Annotated in this window: 17 protein-coding genes and 1 pseudogene; 9 read left to right on the top strand and 9 right to left on the bottom strand. The window is 67.7% G+C overall.

Translation table 11 applies throughout. The annotated features are described in order from the left end of the window. Positions 1–6 precede the first annotated feature (6 nt). Positions 7–561 carry a telomere-protecting terminal protein Tpg gene (tpg, locus tag ACZ4SF_RS31565; RefSeq protein WP_468391184.1) on the top strand — a complete coding sequence of 185 codons (555 nt, stop codon included), beginning with the start codon at positions 7–9 and terminating at the stop codon, positions 559–561. Between the two features lie 113 nt (positions 562–674). Here tpg and ACZ4SF_RS31560 read toward each other — a convergent pair whose 3' ends face one another. Together ACZ4SF_RS31560 and ACZ4SF_RS31555 are read right to left on the bottom strand one after the other, a co-directional pair. Further along, the gene (locus ACZ4SF_RS31560) at positions 675–2,021 is read right to left on the bottom strand and encodes a ParB/RepB/Spo0J family partition protein (protein WP_468391181.1); all 1,347 of its coding nucleotides are present in this window, start codon (positions 2,019–2,021) and stop codon (positions 675–677) included. Further along, entirely contained in the window at positions 2,018–3,268 is a 1,251-nt protein-coding gene (locus ACZ4SF_RS31555) for a ParA family protein (RefSeq protein WP_468391178.1), read from the bottom strand. The genes ACZ4SF_RS31560 and ACZ4SF_RS31555 overlap by 4 nt, the downstream gene beginning before the upstream one ends. A gap of 1,027 nt (positions 3,269–4,295) precedes the next feature. Between ACZ4SF_RS31555 and ACZ4SF_RS31550 the strand changes: the two genes are divergently transcribed. Together ACZ4SF_RS31550 and ACZ4SF_RS31545 are read left to right on the top strand one after the other, a co-directional pair. Then, the gene (locus tag ACZ4SF_RS31550; RefSeq protein ID WP_468391175.1) at positions 4,296–4,748 is read left to right on the top strand and encodes a MarR family transcriptional regulator; all 453 of its coding nucleotides are present in this window, start codon (positions 4,296–4,298) and stop codon (positions 4,746–4,748) included. Beyond that, on the top strand, positions 4,748–5,059 hold the full coding sequence (locus ACZ4SF_RS31545; protein ID WP_468391317.1) for a replication initiation protein, RepL2: 312 nt from the start codon (positions 4,748–4,750) through the stop codon (positions 5,057–5,059). The genes ACZ4SF_RS31550 and ACZ4SF_RS31545 overlap by 1 nt, the downstream gene beginning before the upstream one ends. A 368-nt stretch (positions 5,060–5,427) precedes the next feature. Here the strand turns inward: ACZ4SF_RS31545 and ACZ4SF_RS31540 are convergent, their stop codons facing one another. Next, a complete protein-coding gene (locus tag ACZ4SF_RS31540) occupies positions 5,428–6,735 on the bottom strand; it encodes an RICIN domain-containing protein (protein WP_468391172.1) in 1,308 nt (435 codons plus the stop codon). Between the two features lie 146 nt (positions 6,736–6,881). Continuing rightward, positions 6,882–7,829, bottom strand: a complete 948-nt coding sequence (locus ACZ4SF_RS31535; RefSeq protein ID WP_468391169.1) for a C40 family peptidase — start codon at positions 7,827–7,829, stop codon at positions 6,882–6,884. A 420-nt stretch (positions 7,830–8,249) separates the two neighbouring features. Here ACZ4SF_RS31535 and ACZ4SF_RS31530 point away from each other — a divergent pair, with 420 nt between their 5' ends. Both ACZ4SF_RS31530 and ACZ4SF_RS31525 read left to right on the top strand, forming a co-directional pair. Continuing rightward, positions 8,250–8,885 carry a hypothetical protein gene (locus tag ACZ4SF_RS31530; RefSeq protein ID WP_468391166.1) on the top strand — a complete coding sequence of 212 codons (636 nt, stop codon included), beginning with the start codon at positions 8,250–8,252 and terminating at the stop codon, positions 8,883–8,885. Between the two features lie 486 nt (positions 8,886–9,371). Further along, a complete protein-coding gene (locus ACZ4SF_RS31525; protein ID WP_468391163.1) occupies positions 9,372–10,280 on the top strand; it encodes an ATP-dependent DNA ligase in 909 nt (302 codons plus the stop codon). A gap of 426 nt (positions 10,281–10,706) precedes the next feature. On the opposite strand, the gene ACZ4SF_RS31520 is transcribed toward ACZ4SF_RS31525, so the two are convergent. Next, positions 10,707–11,750 carry a DUF4238 domain-containing protein gene (locus ACZ4SF_RS31520; RefSeq protein WP_468391161.1) on the bottom strand — a complete coding sequence of 348 codons (1,044 nt, stop codon included), beginning with the start codon at positions 11,748–11,750 and terminating at the stop codon, positions 10,707–10,709. Between the two features lie 625 nt (positions 11,751–12,375). Between ACZ4SF_RS31520 and ACZ4SF_RS31515 the strand changes: the two genes are divergently transcribed. Further along, on the top strand, positions 12,376–12,870 hold the full coding sequence (locus ACZ4SF_RS31515) for a hypothetical protein (RefSeq protein ID WP_468391159.1): 495 nt from the start codon (positions 12,376–12,378) through the stop codon (positions 12,868–12,870). A gap of 147 nt (positions 12,871–13,017) precedes the next feature. Beyond that, positions 13,018–13,846 (top strand): annotated as a pseudogene (locus tag ACZ4SF_RS31510) (IS5 family transposase). On the opposite strand, the gene coaD reads toward ACZ4SF_RS31510, so the two are convergent. Then, the gene (gene coaD, locus ACZ4SF_RS31505) at positions 13,843–14,319 is read right to left on the bottom strand and encodes a pantetheine-phosphate adenylyltransferase (RefSeq protein WP_468391157.1); all 477 of its coding nucleotides are present in this window, start codon (positions 14,317–14,319) and stop codon (positions 13,843–13,845) included. The pseudogene ACZ4SF_RS31510 and the gene coaD overlap by 4 nt on opposite strands. 185 nt (positions 14,320–14,504) lie before the next feature. Between coaD and ACZ4SF_RS31500 the strand changes: the two genes are divergently transcribed. Continuing rightward, positions 14,505–15,290, top strand: a complete 786-nt coding sequence (locus ACZ4SF_RS31500; protein ID WP_468391155.1) for a hypothetical protein — start codon at positions 14,505–14,507, stop codon at positions 15,288–15,290. A 173-nt stretch (positions 15,291–15,463) separates the two neighbouring features. Here ACZ4SF_RS31500 and ACZ4SF_RS31495 read toward each other — a convergent pair whose 3' ends face one another. The 3 genes from ACZ4SF_RS31495 to ACZ4SF_RS31485 all read right to left on the bottom strand — a co-directional run bounded on the left by ACZ4SF_RS31495 (position 15,464) and on the right by ACZ4SF_RS31485 (position 16,454). Continuing rightward, complete coding sequence (locus ACZ4SF_RS31495; protein ID WP_468391152.1) at positions 15,464–15,727, bottom strand: hypothetical protein; 264 nt, start codon at positions 15,725–15,727, stop codon at positions 15,464–15,466. Then, positions 15,724–16,029 (bottom strand): DUF6247 family protein, encoded by a 306-nt coding sequence (locus ACZ4SF_RS31490; RefSeq protein ID WP_468391314.1) that lies wholly within the window; start codon positions 16,027–16,029, stop codon positions 15,724–15,726. The genes ACZ4SF_RS31495 and ACZ4SF_RS31490 overlap by 4 nt, the downstream gene beginning before the upstream one ends. 77 nt (positions 16,030–16,106) lie before the next feature. Next, the gene (locus tag ACZ4SF_RS31485; RefSeq protein WP_468391150.1) at positions 16,107–16,454 is read right to left on the bottom strand and encodes a hypothetical protein; all 348 of its coding nucleotides are present in this window, start codon (positions 16,452–16,454) and stop codon (positions 16,107–16,109) included. Positions 16,455–16,759: 305 nt separating this feature from the next. On the opposite strand from ACZ4SF_RS31485, the gene ACZ4SF_RS31480 reads away from it, so the two are divergent. After that, a complete protein-coding gene (locus tag ACZ4SF_RS31480; RefSeq protein ID WP_468391147.1) occupies positions 16,760–17,299 on the top strand; it encodes a DUF6817 domain-containing protein in 540 nt (179 codons plus the stop codon). Positions 17,300–17,387: the final 88 nt, after the last annotated feature.

Raw genomic sequence — 17,387 nt, 5'->3', positions numbered from 1 at the left:
CCGACGATGGACTCGGTAGGGGACAGCCTGGACCGGGCGCTGGAGCAGGCGTTCACCCGCCCCATCCCCAAGAGCGCCCCGGCCCAGATGCGCTACCTCGTCAAGCAGCTCAAGGGCACCAGACGGGTCGCCGAACTGCTGGGCGTCTCCCAGCGCACCGTGGAACGGTACGTGACCGGCCGGCTGAAGCAACCCCGCCGCGATCTCGCCGCCCGCCTGGAGCGCGAGGTACGCCGCCGTTGGCAGCCGCAGGTCCGGGCACGGGCGAAACAGAAGGCCGCCAGCACCGACGGCCTGGTCTTCGCCACCCGGGCCAGATTCGGCTTCACCGCCGCCCCGGGCACCACCGACGACGCCCGCATCCGCGACATCACCCAGGCCCTGCCCCCGCAGTGGGCCGAACGGCTCTTCCAGGCGCGAGACGCCGGCGCCACCGAGGACCAGCTGCAGCGGATCGCGGCAGAAGGCCTCGGAGAGATGTACTTCCGGGCAGACAACACCCGCGCCCAGGGCCTGGATGTGGAGTTCACCGACGTCGAACAGATCGACATCACCCTGTAGAGCCGCTGCGGCGTACGGCGGGGCCGACCTATTACGGCGTAATAGCCGGAGGCAGTGCAAGCGGAAGGGCCGACCCTTTGTGAGGGTCGGCCCTTCCGCTCAGTCCGTACGGATCATTCGCTCTGCACGGCGGCTTGCTCGGCGAAGTGCTGCGCCAGTTCGGCAAGCCGGGCGGGGTCCCGCTCCTGCCCCTTCTTGCTCAGAAACCGGATCAAGTCGAAGAAGTCGTCGTCGCTCTCGATGTTCCGGTCCAGAAGCATGGCGAGGGTGCCCGGCTCGTTGTACGGCACCCGGCGGGCATAGGCGCCCGCCGAGGCCTCCACCTGCGCCCTGGAAACGGACGCCTCCGTCCGCGGCTCCGGCACCGGCTGCTGCACATCCGCTTCCTCAGCGCCCGGCACCGACGAGGCACCCAAGGCCGACGAGGCACTTGAAACCGACGAAGCCTCCGAAGCCGACGGGCCACCCGGGGCCGACGACTCACCAGACGACTGACTGGGAGCGGGCGACTCCCCCGCGGCGGACGCGCCCGGCTCGGCGCCCCCTATTACGCCGTAATAGCCATCGGGCATCCCAGCCTGCCGACCGGCTCCTATACCGCCACTCCGTTCCCCCTGACCGGTCCCCGCCGGTGCGCTCGGCTCGCCGTCTCCTATTACGCCGTAATAGCCCTCCGGCTCCCCCGGCTGCGGCAGAGACGCGAACGACGCCGTCTCGCTCTCGCGTTCCTTCTTCCGGTCGCGCTTCTCCTCCTCCTTCCGGGCCCGCTCGTTCTTGAGCTCCTGGAGCGCCGCCTCCTGCTCCGCGGCCGGCTTGTTGGCCACGGCTCGCAGCAGATCGATGGGCTCCTCACCGATACGGCTCTGCAGATCGGGGGTCAGATTGAGCAGGGCCAGACGCTGCGACACCCAGCCCTGCGAGCGGTGGAGCCGCTTGGACAGCGCGGTCTGGCTGCCGTGGATGGCCAGCAGGCGTCGCAGAGCCCGAGCCTCATCGAGTTCACCGAGGGCGTGCCGGTGGATGTTGGCGACAAGGGCGGACTCCAGGAGTTCCTCGGAGTTGGTGCCCTGGTCGTCGCTGACCATCACCTTCACAGCGGCGAGCTGCGCTTCGCGGGCAGCGGCGAGACGGCTGCTGCCGTCGATGACGACGTACGCGGTGTCCGGCTCGAGGTCGGCCTCGCGCTCGGGGTTGACCTTGATGTAGGCGTCACGGTTCATGACCGTGATCGCCTGCTTCTGGCCGTGCGTCTTCAGGCTCCCCGCGAGATCGGTGAGATCACCAAGGCTGGAACGGGGATTGTCCGGGTTGAGGCTGATGCGATGTGGCGGAAGCTCGGTGGGCGGGGCGACACCCTCGGTCGGTACCCCAGTGGCGGCGGCGACGGCCTGGCGGCGCGCGCTGACGGAGCGCACTCCCCCGCCGAACCGGCCCGCTCCCAGCTGATCGGCCTTGCTCATGCGATCTCCCGGGCCAGTGCGCGCATGCCGATCGCCTGCTGCGACTTGGGTGCGTAGGACAGCAGGGGCCGCTTCATCCGGACTGCTTCCTTCTGTTCCTTGAGGTCACCGATGAGCCCGACGACCCGTGGATCCTTTATGTCGACCCACCCCTGGAGCGAGGAGGTGGCGATGAAGCCGCGGCGCGAGTCATAGAGGTTGACGACGATGCCGAGGTACTCGATGTCGACCTGCAAGTCGCCGCGCAGGTCATCGATCTGCGTGGTGAGCAACTCGTATGCGTCCGCCGAGCTGTCCTCGGCCTGCACCACGATCAAAGCGCCGGACTGACCCGGCCTCTCGCCGTCGCGCCGGCGGCCGTAGTACGCGGCGGCGTCCATGCTCAGGCCGAGGCTGGGCGGGCAGTCGACGAGGATCACGTCGTAATCGGCCTCGAGCGGAGCAAGCGCACGCTCCAGCGCCGCTTCCCTGGCCCGTACGGCGGACAAGCGGACGTCGAGGAGGAAGGCGTCGTTGCAGGCGGGCAGAAGGTGGAGTCGGCCGCCGAAGGTCTCGTCGTCGACGGAGACGATGAGATCGCGGAGGTCACCCTTCGGATCGCCCGCCATGTGGTTGGTGAGGCTGTCACCGTTCATCGGCAGAGGCGCGGCCCCGAGCTGGTTGGTGAGGTGGCACTGCGGGTCGAAGTCCACAAGCAACACCCGCAGTCCGAGCCCCGGCAGGCTCTCGATGCTCAGCGGGTCGTCACCGGCCTCATCGTCGCTGTCGCGGAGCGCCTCGGCGAGCGCCTTCGCCACCCGGACGGCGTGCAGGCTGTTCGCGTCCTCGGCCAGTGCTTCGCCGAGACCGGCGGTGATCGCCGTCTTGCCGACACCGCCCTTCTGGTTGCAGACGATGATGCGACGGGTGATCTCAGGCCGTGCGATGTCCGGCACCGGGTTCGAGTCGAGCCACAGCTGGACGGACTGGGCGAGGCCCTGAATCAGGGAAACGCGGCGGTCGGCCGCGACTTGACGGAACTCATCCCACTGACCGGGCGGCAGGAAGGTCGAGAACGAGTCGGCACCTGCGGTGTCGACCGTCGCGGGAGTGGAGGCGAGACCGCACCAGTCCCTGATGCCTTCCTCGACAGCTGCCTGGATCTCGACGCCGTGCTGCGCGGCTCGGATTTTGAGCTTCTGCCGGAGCCATCCCGGCAGCTTGGAGACGACCTTCTCGCGGTCGCTGGAGGTGGCTGGCGAACTCATGGATGACACCTTACTAACGTTCAAGATCTATTGAAGCATCGATACGTTAGTTGATGGATCTTTTCTGGGTGTCAGGAGCCCTGAGGACAGCATCCACGACCTATTACGCCGTAATAGCCGGACTCGGTGACATCGAACCGGCAGTCACCCGGCTGTCGCAGCGGTCGACTGAGCGCCACCATCGCGCGCCTGACGCCACATCGGCGCAGCGGCTGCGGTGCCCTCTATTACGGCGTAATAGCCACGCCGAACCCAATCGCCCAGAAGTCTCCTGCTGGAACCTGTGGCCCCTCGGGTGCGGGTTACAAACGCCCATGCCGCAGAGAACACACCCTCCGTGAAGCAGCTCGGGTACGTGGTCCGATCCGGGAAGTGGTGGGGCAGCGTGGTACCAGGGGCCTTCGCCGGCCCCTGGACCCCGCTGCCCCACCACTTCCCGGCGCGCATCCGTTTCGTCGTGTTCCGGACCGTGCGCGCCGGAAAGCGGTGGGGTCGGCATGGGCGTTGTGTGTCGCCAGCCGGCCGCGACGGGCGGGGTCCGGTGCAGTGTGAACCGGCGGGCCCGGGGGCGACCCGTGAGGGAGCTGAGGCTCATTCGTCCTGCCCGCGCTGGCTCCTGGTGATGGTTTCCGACGACCGCTCCCGCTGGTCGCCCGGCTGCAGTGACCGATGCCGAACGGCGGGGCGGCTTCCATAGTAAGAGAGCACGGCCCCAAAGAGGCCTCTGACCTGCAGGAACTCCTCGAACAACCACGATCGGCAGAACTGCCAGGCAGTTCCTGTGGCCGTACAGGGCGTTCCTAGGAACTGGGTACCCAGTTCCTGCAACAGCGGCAAATTGACGTGACGTACATGAGTCGGCGGCAGAACTGCCGTGTCCGGGCGGCTCGATTCATGAGCGTCACGGCAGACGACACGGCTGACAGGCGGAGTTGATTGACTTCCTGCTCATGTACGTTAGGTTCATCTGGTCGGCTTCACGGCCGCCCCTCATGAACCGCCAAACCCCCCTTGCACGGAGGGACCGTTGGGAGCAGTACGCAGGCTGGTCGACGCCGACACCGGCGAGCCGATCCCCTACGCGCCGTACGCCTTCTCCGGCAGGCACACACAGGTCGACAAGGCGCGCGTCGAGGCGATCAGCGAGTCCAAGGCGTTCACGCCGAGCCAGAAGTTCCTGGTTCTGTGGTGGATCGGGGTGTCGCCCGAAGGCATGGAGCCGCTGAGGGCCACCGGAGCGGACATCGCCAAAAGGGTAGGAATGTCCACCGACGCGGTAGGGAAGATCAACAGGAAGTTGGCCAAGCACCGCATCCTGGTCGTCCGAGGACGCATCGGGAACTACAACTTCTACCGGATCAGCCCGTACATCGCCTTCCATGGCACAGGACTCGAGCAGCGGGAAGCCGTCAAGACGTGCAACCCGCCAGACATCCCAGGATTCGACGACAACGCCCCTGCACGGTGGGAGGCCCAGTGATCAGCAGCGAGGACAAGCAGAAGAACCTCGAGCTTCTCGAGAAGACCGTCGGCATGACCGCCAACCAGCGACTCGTCGTCATGCTGTACGCCCTGCATCCGACCGACCGGTCCGGCGCCGTCCTGGAGACCGCCGCCAACCTGGCCAAGCTGGTCGGCATGGCTCCGCCCGTGTTCTCCCGGACCCGCAAACAGGTCATCGAGGCCGGCTGGCTCGAGGAGACCGAGCGAATCGGGCACATCAAGTACTACCGCCTCGAGCCCAAGCGCATGGGGGAGAACGTCGTCGTCCCTCTCCGCCGTGCGACCTGACGTCCCACAGAGCGCCCCTGATTGACGTCACGTACATGAGGTGCGCTCGCCAAGACGTCTTCATTGCTCCCACGGCAACCTCCACCGACGCCCCGACCTCCTCCACCAACGGGGGAGCGGGGCGCAGCCGGGCCGCCGCAGGACGGTAGCGGAGCCTGACCTGCCTTCAGCGACGCCATTACGCCGTAATGGCGTCGCTGCCTATTACGGCGTAATAGCCAGCGCCCACCACCACACGATGTGCCCGGCCCACTACCCGAGCCAGGTGACCTCAGAGCACCGTCGTCCGGAAGCGGTACACCGCGGCCGTCTCGGCCGACTGCGTGCGTGCGCGCCATCGACGGGCGTCGTGCGTCACGGTGTTCGGCTCAGCTGGTGGTGAAGGTGAATGCCTCGCTGGTGGCTTCGGTGCAGTCGGTTTGCGCGGCTTCCGCGCCGTCGGTGTTGGGGGGCAGGAAACCGATGCACAGGCCGCTGTGGAGCGGCCGGAGGCGGAAGCCGGTGCCGGAGGCTTCGAGGCGGAACTTCTGGCTGCCAGTCTCAGCGCAGTTACGCGGAGCGAGCAGGGCTCCGGGGGCGGTTGAAGCTCCGTCGACGGCCAGGCAGCCGATGCCTTTGCCGGGGTCGGGGTTGTGCCACTGGATGCGATAGGTGGATCCGCTCAGCTTCTCAAGGTAGACGCGAGGCAGAGGGGCGTCTGCGCATGAGTGCTGAACAGCGATCTCACGTTGGGTGCGTCCGTTGCGTTCGCGTCCCTCGGTGAGACAGAGAGAGGGGGAGGAGGCGGGGTGGATGCGGGTCCAGCCGGCCGCTGGCAGCCGAGCGGAAACGGGCGTCGGGTTGTGGCCGCGACGAGGGGCGGGCGCTTTTTCGTGTTCGGCTGGTGAGGCGGTGGGGGAGGCTGTGTGTTTGGTGTCGGTGGTCGGCCTTTTGGCGGGCGATGACGTCTGCTGCTTCTGTGCGCTGGGCGAGGTGTTGCTGCGCGGGGTGCTGGTATGCGTGCCCCTGGCGTCTGTGCTCGGCCCGCCATGGGTCGGCCATAGGGCCAGGGTGACTATTCCGATGACCGTGCACGCGGCGATAGCGACCAGTGGCCCTTGCCGGCGCCAGTTCGACTGAGCGTTTGCTGGCTGAGCGGCGTTGTCGGCTGGGCTGTCAGGGGTCGGCGGCATGGGAGTTGGTGACGCGGAGGTGGGCGGCGCAGGGGACGGATGCGGGGGTGCCGGTGGCGAGGTACTCGGTACGCCGACGGGATCGGTGTCCGGGCCCTGCGTCTCGGCGGTCGCTCCTATGGCGGCTGCCTCGGCGGGGGCCTGCGCCGGTTTCGGCGGCGGGTCGTCGTCCTTATGGGCAGTGGTTCGCGATGCGGTGTCGTCGGCGGGCGGCGGTGTCGGGGTGGTGGATATGGACAGGCGGCGTCGGGTGTCGAGCCATGCGGTCACGGTGGCGTCGTCGCCGCCGCACGCCCGGACGTAGGAGGCGAGGAGTTCGGCCCGGGGCAGCTCGTCGCGGCTGAGCGCGGCGGAGATCGTCGCGCGTGGCAAGACGTCGCCTGCGTCGGTGGCGTTGCGTTCCAGCTGCCGGTAGCTCAGGTCCGCCCAGCGGCGTAACTGCCGCATCAGTTCCATGAACTGTGCAGTGTTGTGTGCCGCTGTGGGGTCGGGCCCCTGTCCCATCACCACTCCCTTGTCTCGTGAATACCAAGGGAGCCTAAATGCAGTTGATCCGTACATCAGCGCGGTTCTCCAGCATTGTTCAGCCAAGTTCGAGGAGCGGGGCGGCTGCCACGAGGACACATCGTCCGCACTGCCAGCTCGATCGTTCACCGGGGTATGTGGCGGTAGGCGACGACGTGGGCGGAGTTGGGCAGCGGCGCGATGGTGACCACGGTGCCGGGCCGGGGCGCGTGGATGACCCGCCCGTTGCCGATGTACAGCCCGACGTGGCCGCCGCCGTAGGACAGGATGAGGTCACCGGGCACCAGGCGGCTGCGGGTGGTGGCGGTCCCGGCGTGGATCTGCCCCCATGTGGTGCGCGGCAGCGTCACCCCGGCTGCCTCCCAGGCCCGCATCACCAGCCCCGAGCAGTCGAAGCCGCGAGGCCCGGTGCCGCCCCAGACGTAGGGCTTGCCCAGCTGGCCCTTTGCATAAGCGATGACGGCGTTCGATACGGACTTGGCCGGCTTGGCGGGCTTCATGGTGGGGGTCGTGCCCGGAAGCCGGCCCGTCGAAGCCGCGGCGGCCGGTGGTGTGCCCGCCGGGGGCCGGGCGGAACCGGAAGCGTCCGGCTTCACGGGAACGTGCAGCGTCTGTCCGGCGTAGATCAGGGTCGACGCTCCCAGGTGATTGAGCCCCTGCAGCGCCTTCACGGTCGTGCCATGCGTGCGCGCCAGCTCCCACAGCGTGTCACCGGACCGCAGCACTATCTTCTTGGCCTTCGCGGGCCTGGCCTTGACCGGACGGGGCTTGGCGGGCTTGGTCGGTTCTGCATGCGCGGGGTTGGGCGCTGCCGGGGCTTCCGGCCGAAGAGTGACCGACGGGCCGCCAGCCACTGACGAGTCCGAGGGGCCGTGGATGGCCAGCAGCATGCCGGCCAAAAGCGAGAGCACGAACCCGGCAACAAGTCCCGCCACAGCCGCCACGATCTTCTTGACGCCCGCCCGGGGAGCCCGGCGCTTGCGGTGCGATACCGGGGCCGGCCGACGTCCCTTCGCCGCGGTCTGCTTCGTGGGTGCCTTCCGCGGGGGCGGGAGCACGGTCTGCTGTTCCATCACACTCTCCTTCACCAGCCGCGTGGTTCGCGACTCGGCAAGGAGGTTGTTTCGCCTGGCAGCTGTCCCGCTAGATCTTCGGGCGTCCGGGACAGTCCCGGCCCGTCCAGTACCGGAAGACCCCTCCAAGACGCCGGCTGGCGTGTTGCGGACACTATCGCTGACCTGCGCAGACAAGGCGGGACTGTCCCGTCCGCCGTGATGTGTTGTCCCCGGTGGCTGTGCCCGGCAGGCTCTTGGCCATCGACCGGTTCACCCAGGCCGCGCCAGACGTCGACGGCGCATCCGGGTCCGCCGCGTCTTCTCTCGCCATCTGCCGGTGTCGACGACCGGGGCGAGCTGCCGTCCACACGGCCCACCTCTTGAGCGTCCGCCCAGGGGTGGCTGCTTCATCGACTCGTTCCTTGAGGGAGCATCTGCATGTCTGCTGTCACGAACCGTAAGACCCGGCCGCTGATCGTCGCCGTACTCACCGGCGGGCTCGTCGCGGGCGTCGTCGCCGGCACTTCGGTGACTGATGTGTTCACTTCCGCCTTCGGCCGGGGCGGCACATCCGACCAGGTCGCCCTCGCCGGAGCGCCGGGCGGCGACACCTGCCAGCCTGTCGACCGCGTGACGCCCATCCTGATCCGTGAGGGCTGGGACAGCCGTCCCGAGAAGCTCACCTGGCGCAACGGCGCCGACGCCCCGCAAGAGCAGCAGTTCACCTTCACCCACACCTACGCCGGCCGTGGCATGGTCACCGGCAAGCTGCCCTCCCTGTCCATTCTGCGAGGCAAGGCCCGGGCCAAGATCAACAAGAAGAACAAGGAGAAGGACGCTGCCATGGCGGGCTTCGAGTTCGAACTCTCCGCCAACATCAGCGACGCCGAGACCATCAAGTACACCATCCCCGCCCGCAGCATCTTCATCGCCAAGCGGGGTATCTGGAAGCAGACCTGGGCCATCAAGCGCTACCAGCGGTGGTCCAACTGCCAGGAGCGCTGGTCGCACGTCGGCAACATGACCGGTGTCGGACGCATGATCTACACGTCCTCCAAGAAGCTGTACCGCTGACCATCGGCGAGCACGCCTCCCGCCCGACCTCGCGCCCCATACGGGACGTCATCTCTGGGTGGGAGGCCGCGCCCCTTGGGCCGCTCGGTGAACCCGGTACGGTAGGGGTCTTGCCGGTGCCCGCGACTCACTTCGGGTGAGTGCTTTCCGTGGGGTGGCGGGCGCTGGCGGTGCGTTACCACAGGCCGGTGTTCCCAGGCTCCCGGTATCTGTTGGGCCGTCAACATGGTGCATCGGTGCCCCAAATGGTCGATACAGGAGAGAGTCACAGAAATCTGTCACAGCGCCGGTCTCGAGGGCGGTCCGAACCGGGTGCCCCGCGTATGCCATCACCATGTCGAACAGCTCCGCGGGATACCCCGGCCGGAACCGTTCGTATGCTGCCGCCACCACTCCGAAACTCAGAGCGCGACCAGACATGCCCAGCATCCTGACACGAGCGACCCCTGCAGTGCTTGATCCTTTCTGGGGCCCAGGCGCGAGCTGATGTCTCATGAGACACCTCAAAGTCTGGAGAAGGACGGCTGGCGTGCACTGCTGTCGTGGGACGCTAACGGCCTGGTGCTGCGCTCCCGCAAGGGCACCGCCCTCGAACCGTCTTTCCCTGAGCTGCGCTCTGGCGTCGCGCAGCTCCCCGACGCGATGGCCCTGGACGGGGAGCTGGTCGTATGGGATGCCGCGGGCCGCCTGGCGTTCGAGCGGTTGCAGGGCCGCTTGCAGCGGCGCGGCGCGGGCGCGCTCAGGCTGGCCGAGCAGTGGCCGGCGCACTTCGCCGCCTTCGACCTGCTCAGGGTCTCGGGCACGGACACGACCAGATGGAGCTACAGCCGCCGCAGGGCCGCGCTGGAGGCACTCTTCGCCGATCACCGGCTCACCGTGCCTTGGACGCTGTGCCCGTCGACCACCGACCCGGCCACCGTGCGCGAGTGGTTGACCAACTGGACGGCGGTCGGTCTCGAAGGTGTCATGTTCAAGAGGCTGGAGGGTGTGTACGAGCCGTCCTTGGGCGGCTGGAAAAAATGCAAGGTCAGGGAGACCGAGGACGCTATCGTTGGCGCGTTCACCGGGCCGCCGGCGGCTCCCCGCACACTGCTGCTGGGACGGTACGACACCGGCGGGCGCCTGCGGTACATCGGACGCAGCACGACGCTCCCGCATACTGCGGGCCGGGCGCTCGCCGGGCTCCTCACCCCGGTCGCAGACCACCCGTGGACGGGATGGACGTTCAGCGCGGGGTGGGGCTCGGGCGAGAGCCTGCACGTCACCCTCGTGGCGCCGGAGCTAGTGGTGGAGGTCGGCGTCGACGTCGTTCGCGACGGTGCCGGACGCTGGCGCCACCCAGCACGTTGGCACCGTACGCGCCCGGACATGTCATCCGCCGACACCCCGACGTGACTCATTCGGTCGGCGATCGTCTTTTGCGCCAGAAGGCGGCTCTGCTGCTGCCGCATCCAGCCCGCGAGCATCGCATCGAACATCGCCGGCGCCGGATCCAGAGCCCGAACATTTCTCGGCCTGCTACCCGTGCAGCACCCGTGTGCCGCCTGGCCCATGCAAATGCTGCACCGCTGCACCCGAGACATCGCCCTGCTGCACTCCGAGGACCACCACCAGGACCATGAGCGGCACCCCGCGATGGCCGCTGCTGCTTGCCGGGTAGCGACCTGCTGCACGCAATGGCGAGCAGCACGACCAGGAGCAGCAGCATCTCGCTGCTGCAGGCCCGTGCCTCACAGGTCATACCCACAGCAGCGGCAGGGCGTCGGCGGCCTCGATGTCCGAGAGGTAGGCCGGGGCGACTTCGCCCCGCGACCCGGCCCTTCAACGATTGGAACCCCGGCCGCGTCGAGGTGCTGTGGCGTTAGGGGGAGGTCCTTCGCTCGGGATTAGCTTGAACGCCTCCGACGGGCCATCTGGCATGAGGAAGCGATCGGCGGTCTGGCTGAACTCGGCCTCGCGGTCCCGGACTGGGGGCAGTTTGATCCCGGCGACTGGATTGTCGGCCGGGTGATGGAACAGCTCGATGCGCGAGTTCCATGCGAAGCGGCGGTTCAGCTCGTTCGCCACCTGGGCGTTGGCGGGGAACATGCCGTCCGGTCCACCGGGTGCCGCCATGATGATGGCCGCCTGGCGGTCGATCGGAACCATGATCGCGGCGGCGTTGGCGAGACCGACGCCCTGCCACTCCGGTTCGTTTTCGTCACGGAGCAAGGTGACGGGGTGGTCGGGCAGCAGCAGCGTCTTGTGCTCGAACCGACACAGCTTCCAGGCGCGGGCCATCATCCTCTCGTAGGCGGTGGCCATCGCGTTTGCCATGGTGAGCAGGTGGTCATTGACCGGCAGCTCAACGTAGTAGCCGGAGAAGTCGGTCAGCTCGGCCCAAGCGGCGTCCACCTCCTCGTCCGACACCGGCCCCTCTCCCTGAGCCTCCATGCGGCGGCGTACCTCGGGTTTCCCTCCGAGGGCGATCTCCATCTTCAGGAGCTGGTCGGCGATCTCGTTGTTCGCCCGCCGTACCGCCGGAATCCGCGCGTACTGCGCTGCGACCCACTCCCCCAGGACCGCCCGGTCGGCTATGGGCAGAGGCCACACACGCTCGTCGATGACCTTCTTGAGCACCCTGGCGGCCTGGTCTTCGAGATCGGACAACAGGTCCTCGATCGTGTTGTCGCGCTGCCCGGTCTCGTCCTGCATCGAGTAGAAGTGGCTGCGGACCGTCGCGTCACCGATGCCGATGGGCTTGGGATCAGTGCCGTCGAGTGGGACCCGCATGATCTGTTTGCCGTCCGCGAACCGTCGCAGAAGCAGGCGAGGGACGGTGTGGTGATGCCGTTTCAGCTTCTGGTTGCCCGGGTTCGCGCTCATGGGAAGACGATACGGACAGGCCCTGACGACGTCATGGCCTTTAGGACGAGCCGGGCTCTGGCCCGCCCGCGTTCCGTCACGGGAGAAACCCCGTACACAACGGCCCTGTTGGGGGCCTACGCTCTCGTCATGTACAGCAGCGCCTATCCCGTGCCGTTGACCGGTGGCGGCTTCCGGCTCGGAGTCTTCGACACCTCGGTGCTCACCTCGGACGTCACCGCGGCGCTGAAGCGGGGCCAGCCGTCTTCGATCCTTGCCGGGATGCGGCACGGGACGCTGCGCGGGTTCATCCCGCACTACGTGTGGGCGGAGGTCCCCCGTGTGCTGGCTGACCGGAAGCGGGAGGGCGGCGCCTTCGATCTCGCCCGGGCGGAGCGGCTGTGGTGGCAGCAGTATGTGCCGCTGCTGCACGTCGTCTGTGGGGACGGGCTGCCCATGACGGCGGCCGCCGACAAACTCGCCCACGAGGACCTGAGCGACGTCGGCATCCTCCAGCTTGCCGGCGTGCTCGCCCCCGTCGTCCTCCTGGCCGCCGACCGTGACCTGATCCGCCAGGGCGTCGCCGTCCCGAACTGGGAAGCCGTTCGGGGGTGTGCTGGGGAGGATCGGCAGGGCGGAGGCGGGCATGCAGGGCAGCACCAGCACGATCGTGGGAGCTGGATACGGCCTGGCCGGAGCGGTGCGGCTGGCCCGAGCCCACCCGGTGGCCGCCGGAGTGGCGGTTGCCGCAGCTGGCGCCTACGCGTACCTCAACCGCAGCCGGTTCTCCAGCGACACCCGTGCGAAGCTCGCCCGGTTCGGCACGGAGGCCTTCAGGATCCTGGGCGAGCCGTTCGTCCAGCACGAGGTGCACGGCCGCGACTGGACTCAGGCGCAGCGCGGCACCGCCGGGGACGATGTGCTGTCGCAGGTGGCCCGCCTGCTCGCCCGCGCGCCCGAGCCGATGACCCGGACCGACATCCTCGCCGCGCTCCCCGCTTCGGTACAGGAACCGCAGCGCCGGCAGATGGACGGACTGGGGCGCCTCCTGCACCGCTTCCCCGCCTTCCACCAGGCAGCGCCCGGCCGCTGGCAGCTCGGCAGGACCAACATGCAGATCACCGCTCCGCCCTGGGCGTAGAGCGGCGGAACGGCAGTGGCAGGCCATGCAGGACGCAGGCGTCAGTGCCTGTTCGGCCCACTATCGGCGGTGCCCACCTGCCGCACACGCGCGCTCTTTTGCTGCTTTAGACCATGTCCTATGTGGTGAGGCGTCGTTGGTCTCGGTATGGGACGGGGGACGTGGAGTTGGATTGTTCCGGACGGGTTGTGGGAGATCGCAGAACCACTTATCCCACCGTCGAGGGTCCGGCCACAGGGCGGGGGGACGCAGGACACTCCTGATGAGACGCTGTTCGCGGCCATCATCTACGTCCTGTCAGCGGGTGCGCTTGGCGGGCTCTACCACCCTGCTTCGGGGTATCGAAGTCGACGGCCCATCGGCGCTTCCTGATCTGGTCGAGGGCCGGAGTCTGGGGTCGGCTCCACGAGGAGATCCTGCACCGGCTCGACGACGCCGGCCTCCTCGACCTCTCACGTGCCGTCCTCGACTCCGCCCACGTCCGCGCTAAAAGGGGGGTGAACTCACAGGTCCGAGCCCCGTGGACCGGGGCAAACCCGGTTCGAAAATGTACGTCCTGTCGGACGCGAACGGGCTGCCCCTCCTCGTCGGCGTCACCGCGGCCAACACCCACGACAGCCTCGCCCTGAAGCCCATGATCACGGGTCACCAAACGAGACACGACCCCCACCGCGGCCGCCACTTCAAGCCACAACGCCTCCACGCCGACAAGGCCTACGACATGCCCCACCTGCGGAAATGGTTACGCGGCAAACGGATCGGTGTCCGCATCGCCCGCAAGGGCGTCGAGTCATCGCAACGGCTCGGACGGCGCCGGTGGGTGATCGAGAGGACGATGTCCTGGCTGACCGGCTACCGCCGACTCAACCACCGCTACGAACGCCATCCCCGCAACTACCTGGCCTTCCTCGGCCTCGCAGCAGCCCTCTGCTGCTACAAACGACTCGTCCGCCTCACCACGCAGGGCTCGTCCTAGAAACCCTCGCTGCCACCTCCACCTGCTGGAAGAAGCTCGCTCAAATCGTCATTCGGGACACGGTCCTGTTGACTCATCGCGGTGACAAGGGTGGAGGAGATGTGGGCCAGGGTGGGGTCGGCAGCGATGAAGAACGTTTCGACTCCGGCCAGCTCGTGGTTCATGCGGGCCATCGGCATTTCGTAGTCCAGGTCGCGAACGCCGCGGACTCCACGGATGACGACGTCGATTCCGACTCGGCGGCAGTAGTCGACCAGCAAGCCGCCGGTGTGGGAGTCGACCGTGACGTTGCTCAAGTCAGTTGCTGCCGCGCGGAGCCGGTCCAGTCGTTCCGTGATGGGGAAGCGGCCGGTCTTGTTCGAATTGAACATCACGCACACGACGACCTCGTCGAACAAGAGGGCAGCGCGCCGGAGTACGTCCTGGTGCCCTTGAGTGACCGGGTCGAAGGATCCTGGGAAGAGGGCTCGCATGATCGGAGAGAGTAACAAGCAACCGCCTCCGGCAGTGAGGTGCCAGGGCAACTAAACCACCAAGATCAACAGTGACAGGGAGAACGTCCAGCGGGACGGGACAACCGCGACGTCACACCTAGACCACGGCCACATGGGACACGCTCTTAGCCACACGGATCGCGGCTACACGGAACGATCAGCTCATGACCTTCAGCGATCCCTCCGCAGGCCACTTCACGGCCACCTTTACCCAGCTCCGTGACTGGGGCTTGATCTGGGACACGTACGACCCGGCTGTCCACGGAGGCCACGGAATGCCGCACTTCTACACCGCGGTACGGCACGAGAACTGGTGGGGCAGCGCAGAGCAGGTGGACGTGTTGCTCGACTTGGCCAAGAGGCACGGCATACCGGTCGCGTGGGTCACGCCTGCCCAGACATTGAGCAGTCTGGCCGCAGCGGGTGCCGACCACGACGACAAGCTCGCCGTCCTGGTCGACGACGAAGACGGCATCCAGGCCCTGTGCCGCCTCAAGCTCGATGAGTGCACCGATGAATGGATCGCCGGTGAAGTCGAGGCAGGGGAGAGGGCCATGGCGGCATGGTCCGACGGTCACCGGGAGGCCGCCGCGTGCCTCGCCGTCGCCGGGGTCGAGCAGATGCTCCACAACCTGACTCAGGTCCCCCGCGGGCGAGGTGCTCACGGGAGGCTGCAGAAGGCTGGCAAGAAGAAGCCGAACGACTACCTGCCCAAGCACCAGTACGTCCTGGCACCGCTCAATGCCTTCTATACCCCTTATGACCCGGGTAAGGGCGATGCGGTCCCGACGACTCTCTCCCGGCATGCTGTTGTGCACCACCTGCCCCTGTCCCACCTGAGCCCAGGGCACTGCATCATCGCCGTCATGCTCCTCGTCTCGATCATCCGCGAGACTCAGGAACGCTATGACGGCATCCGAGACGACTTGCTCATGCAGGCCAGCGACTAGGGGCTGCGTGCAGAGGGGGGACTGGCCAGCTGCAGGCGAGCGGTCCGCTGATCAGCTAGCGGAATAGATAGCTAGCCGCTCCGGCCCGGCCAGGGATCAGAGGTGGCTACGATGCGAAACGTCTTGACCACGGCAGTTGCGATGCCGGGGTCAGGGCGCGTTGTCACGGGTGGCTATCCGAGCCAGGTGATGGTGAGGACGGACAGGCGGCGCAGGGGGCGGTTCACCCAGTAGGTGAGGGAGAGCTGGCCGACGGAGGCGTGCCGGATGTCCTCGCCCTCGGGGTCGTCGGCGTTCCACTGCCAAAAGCCCCACGGGTCGCCGGCGGCGGCGTCCAGGACGTCCCACACCATGTCTTCGACGTGCTCGGGCAGAGTGGCGAGGACCTTTGCGGCCGGGGCGGAGAAGCGGACCGCGTACGGCTGCTGTGCGGTCACCGGCGCCGTCCGCGGAGTTCTGCCATGTCGATGAAGTCGCTGTCGTCGTAGCCGGAGGCGACGAACGCGTCGACGGCCGGGGCGGAGGCGAGGCGGCCCTGCCACTCCTGAACGACTGTGTACAGCGGCGCGAGGGAGAACGTGTGCCGGGACTCCTCCAGCGCGGCCGCCCACTCCCGCTCGAAGGCCGGCACCCAGGTGTCCGCGCGCCGGTCGGCGCGCAGCTGGGCGAGGAGTTCTGCCGGTGCTCCGGGCGCGGGGGCGTACGGCGTGACGGGTGCGTGGTCGGGCTGCGCGCTCATCTGGTCCTCCCGGCGGATCGTCTCCTCACGGTACGCGCGCCGGGTGGCCGTGGATGCGGGCATGGACAGATCCCCTCCTACTGGGTGCTTGGCCGGATGATGTGGCCAAAGCCGAGGGCGTGCGGCCTGGCGTGGTAACCGAAGGCGTTGAGGGTGCTGCCGAGCGCGAGGTGCATCACCGGGCGGGTGGTCTCGTAGCGGAGGACCACGTCCTCGCCCTGACGGTCGGCGCCCTGCATGTCGGTCGCCGCCTCGCAGAGCTGGTCGTGCATACCCCAGCTGACGGCAACGTGGTGCTCGTGGACGAAGACGAGCAGGCCACCCTCGGGGTCGTCCTCGTGGTCGGGTGCCACCGGGGGGACGCCTGCGCTCGCCAGGTCGAGGCGCACGCGGGCCGCGTGCGCCTCGAGTTCCGTCAGCGCCACCCAGCTCCCTCTCTCAGTCGAGGAAGTCGGCGCCTTCCTCCTCCTGGCGCTGGTAGTCGTCGGCGACCTTGCGGTTCGCCGCGCGTTCGGCCTCGTTCTTCGGGTCCGGGTACAAGTAATTGTTGCTCGCCATAAAGGGCTCCGAATTCACATCCCCTCGCCGACGTCGGCGGCCCGCGCAGCGGCCCGAACGCGGCCCGTTGGTTGGAGCCGATGAGGCGATGGCAGCGTGATCGGCAGCTCTTCGTCCTAGGATCACGGGTGCGTCAAATCAGACGACGATCGTTCGGACGGGTGATGTTGCGATGACCGCACAAGCGCTGGCGATCTTGCGGGCGGCCGGGGCTGAGCAGATCGAGCACCCCGGCGGAACTCTGCTGGCGCACCTGCAGCGAGTCAGCGCCCTTCTCGCTGCGTGGGGTGCTCGCTCGGCGCTGGTGTCGGCCGGACTATGTCATGCGTTCTACGGGACCGACGGGTTTCCGGTCGCGCTGCTGGACCTGGGACGTCGGGCGGAACTGGTCGAGGCGATCGGCGCCGAGGCCGAAGCACTCGTCTACTTCTACGCCTCATGCGACCGTAAGTCCTCTTACCCGGGGCTGACTGATATCGGAGGCACGTTCGTCGACCGGTTCACTGGTACACCGATGCATCCGAAACTCGAAGCGCGTCGGGACTTTGCCGAACTCACCGCCGCCAACGAGCTGGACATTGCTGCAGTCAGCCCAGAGGTCCGCATGCGCTACGGAGCGGACCTGCTTGACCTGTTCACTCGGTGGCGGTCGCTACTGTCGGAGTCGGCCTGGGCTTACTGCCGCAGCGTGCTGGAGCAGGCGGACCACTGACCCGGGGCCGGACCTCTAGTGCTCTGACCGAAAACGATCACCGGGTTGGGGTGGACGGACCGCGGTCGCGGAAATCCGTTTCGAGTGT

The sequence above is a fragment of the Streptomyces sp. NPDC027663 genome, from assembly GCF_055566415.1.
This window is presented reverse-complemented; position numbering and strand designations above follow the sequence as displayed.

What these genes read in the sequence shown, in the direction of transcription:
- tpg (WP_468391184.1), top strand. Translation starts at nt 7, where the DNA reads ATGGACTCGGTAGGGGACAGCCTGGACCGGGCGCTGGAGCAGGCGTTC.
- ACZ4SF_RS31560 (WP_468391181.1), bottom strand. Translation starts at nt 2,021, where the DNA reads ATGAGCAAGGCCGATCAGCTGGGAGCGGGCCGGTTCGGCGGGGGAGTG.
- ACZ4SF_RS31555 (WP_468391178.1), bottom strand. Translation starts at nt 3,268, where the DNA reads ATGAGTTCGCCAGCCACCTCCAGCGACCGCGAGAAGGTCGTCTCCAAG.
- ACZ4SF_RS31540 (WP_468391172.1), bottom strand. Translation starts at nt 6,735, where the DNA reads ATGGGACAGGGGCCCGACCCCACAGCGGCACACAACACTGCACAGTTC.
- ACZ4SF_RS31535 (WP_468391169.1), bottom strand. Translation starts at nt 7,829, where the DNA reads ATGGAACAGCAGACCGTGCTCCCGCCCCCGCGGAAGGCACCCACGAAG.
- ACZ4SF_RS31530 (WP_468391166.1), top strand. Translation starts at nt 8,250, where the DNA reads ATGTCTGCTGTCACGAACCGTAAGACCCGGCCGCTGATCGTCGCCGTA.
- ACZ4SF_RS31525 (WP_468391163.1), top strand. Translation starts at nt 9,372, where the DNA reads ATGTCTCATGAGACACCTCAAAGTCTGGAGAAGGACGGCTGGCGTGCA.
- ACZ4SF_RS31520 (WP_468391161.1), bottom strand. Translation starts at nt 11,750, where the DNA reads ATGAGCGCGAACCCGGGCAACCAGAAGCTGAAACGGCATCACCACACC.
- ACZ4SF_RS31515 (WP_468391159.1), top strand. Translation starts at nt 12,376, where the DNA reads ATGCAGGGCAGCACCAGCACGATCGTGGGAGCTGGATACGGCCTGGCC.
- coaD (WP_468391157.1), bottom strand. Translation starts at nt 14,319, where the DNA reads ATGCGAGCCCTCTTCCCAGGATCCTTCGACCCGGTCACTCAAGGGCAC.
- ACZ4SF_RS31500 (WP_468391155.1), top strand. Translation starts at nt 14,505, where the DNA reads ATGACCTTCAGCGATCCCTCCGCAGGCCACTTCACGGCCACCTTTACC.
- ACZ4SF_RS31490 (WP_468391314.1), bottom strand. Translation starts at nt 16,029, where the DNA reads ATGAGCGCGCAGCCCGACCACGCACCCGTCACGCCGTACGCCCCCGCG.
- ACZ4SF_RS31480 (WP_468391147.1), top strand. Translation starts at nt 16,760, where the DNA reads ATGACCGCACAAGCGCTGGCGATCTTGCGGGCGGCCGGGGCTGAGCAG.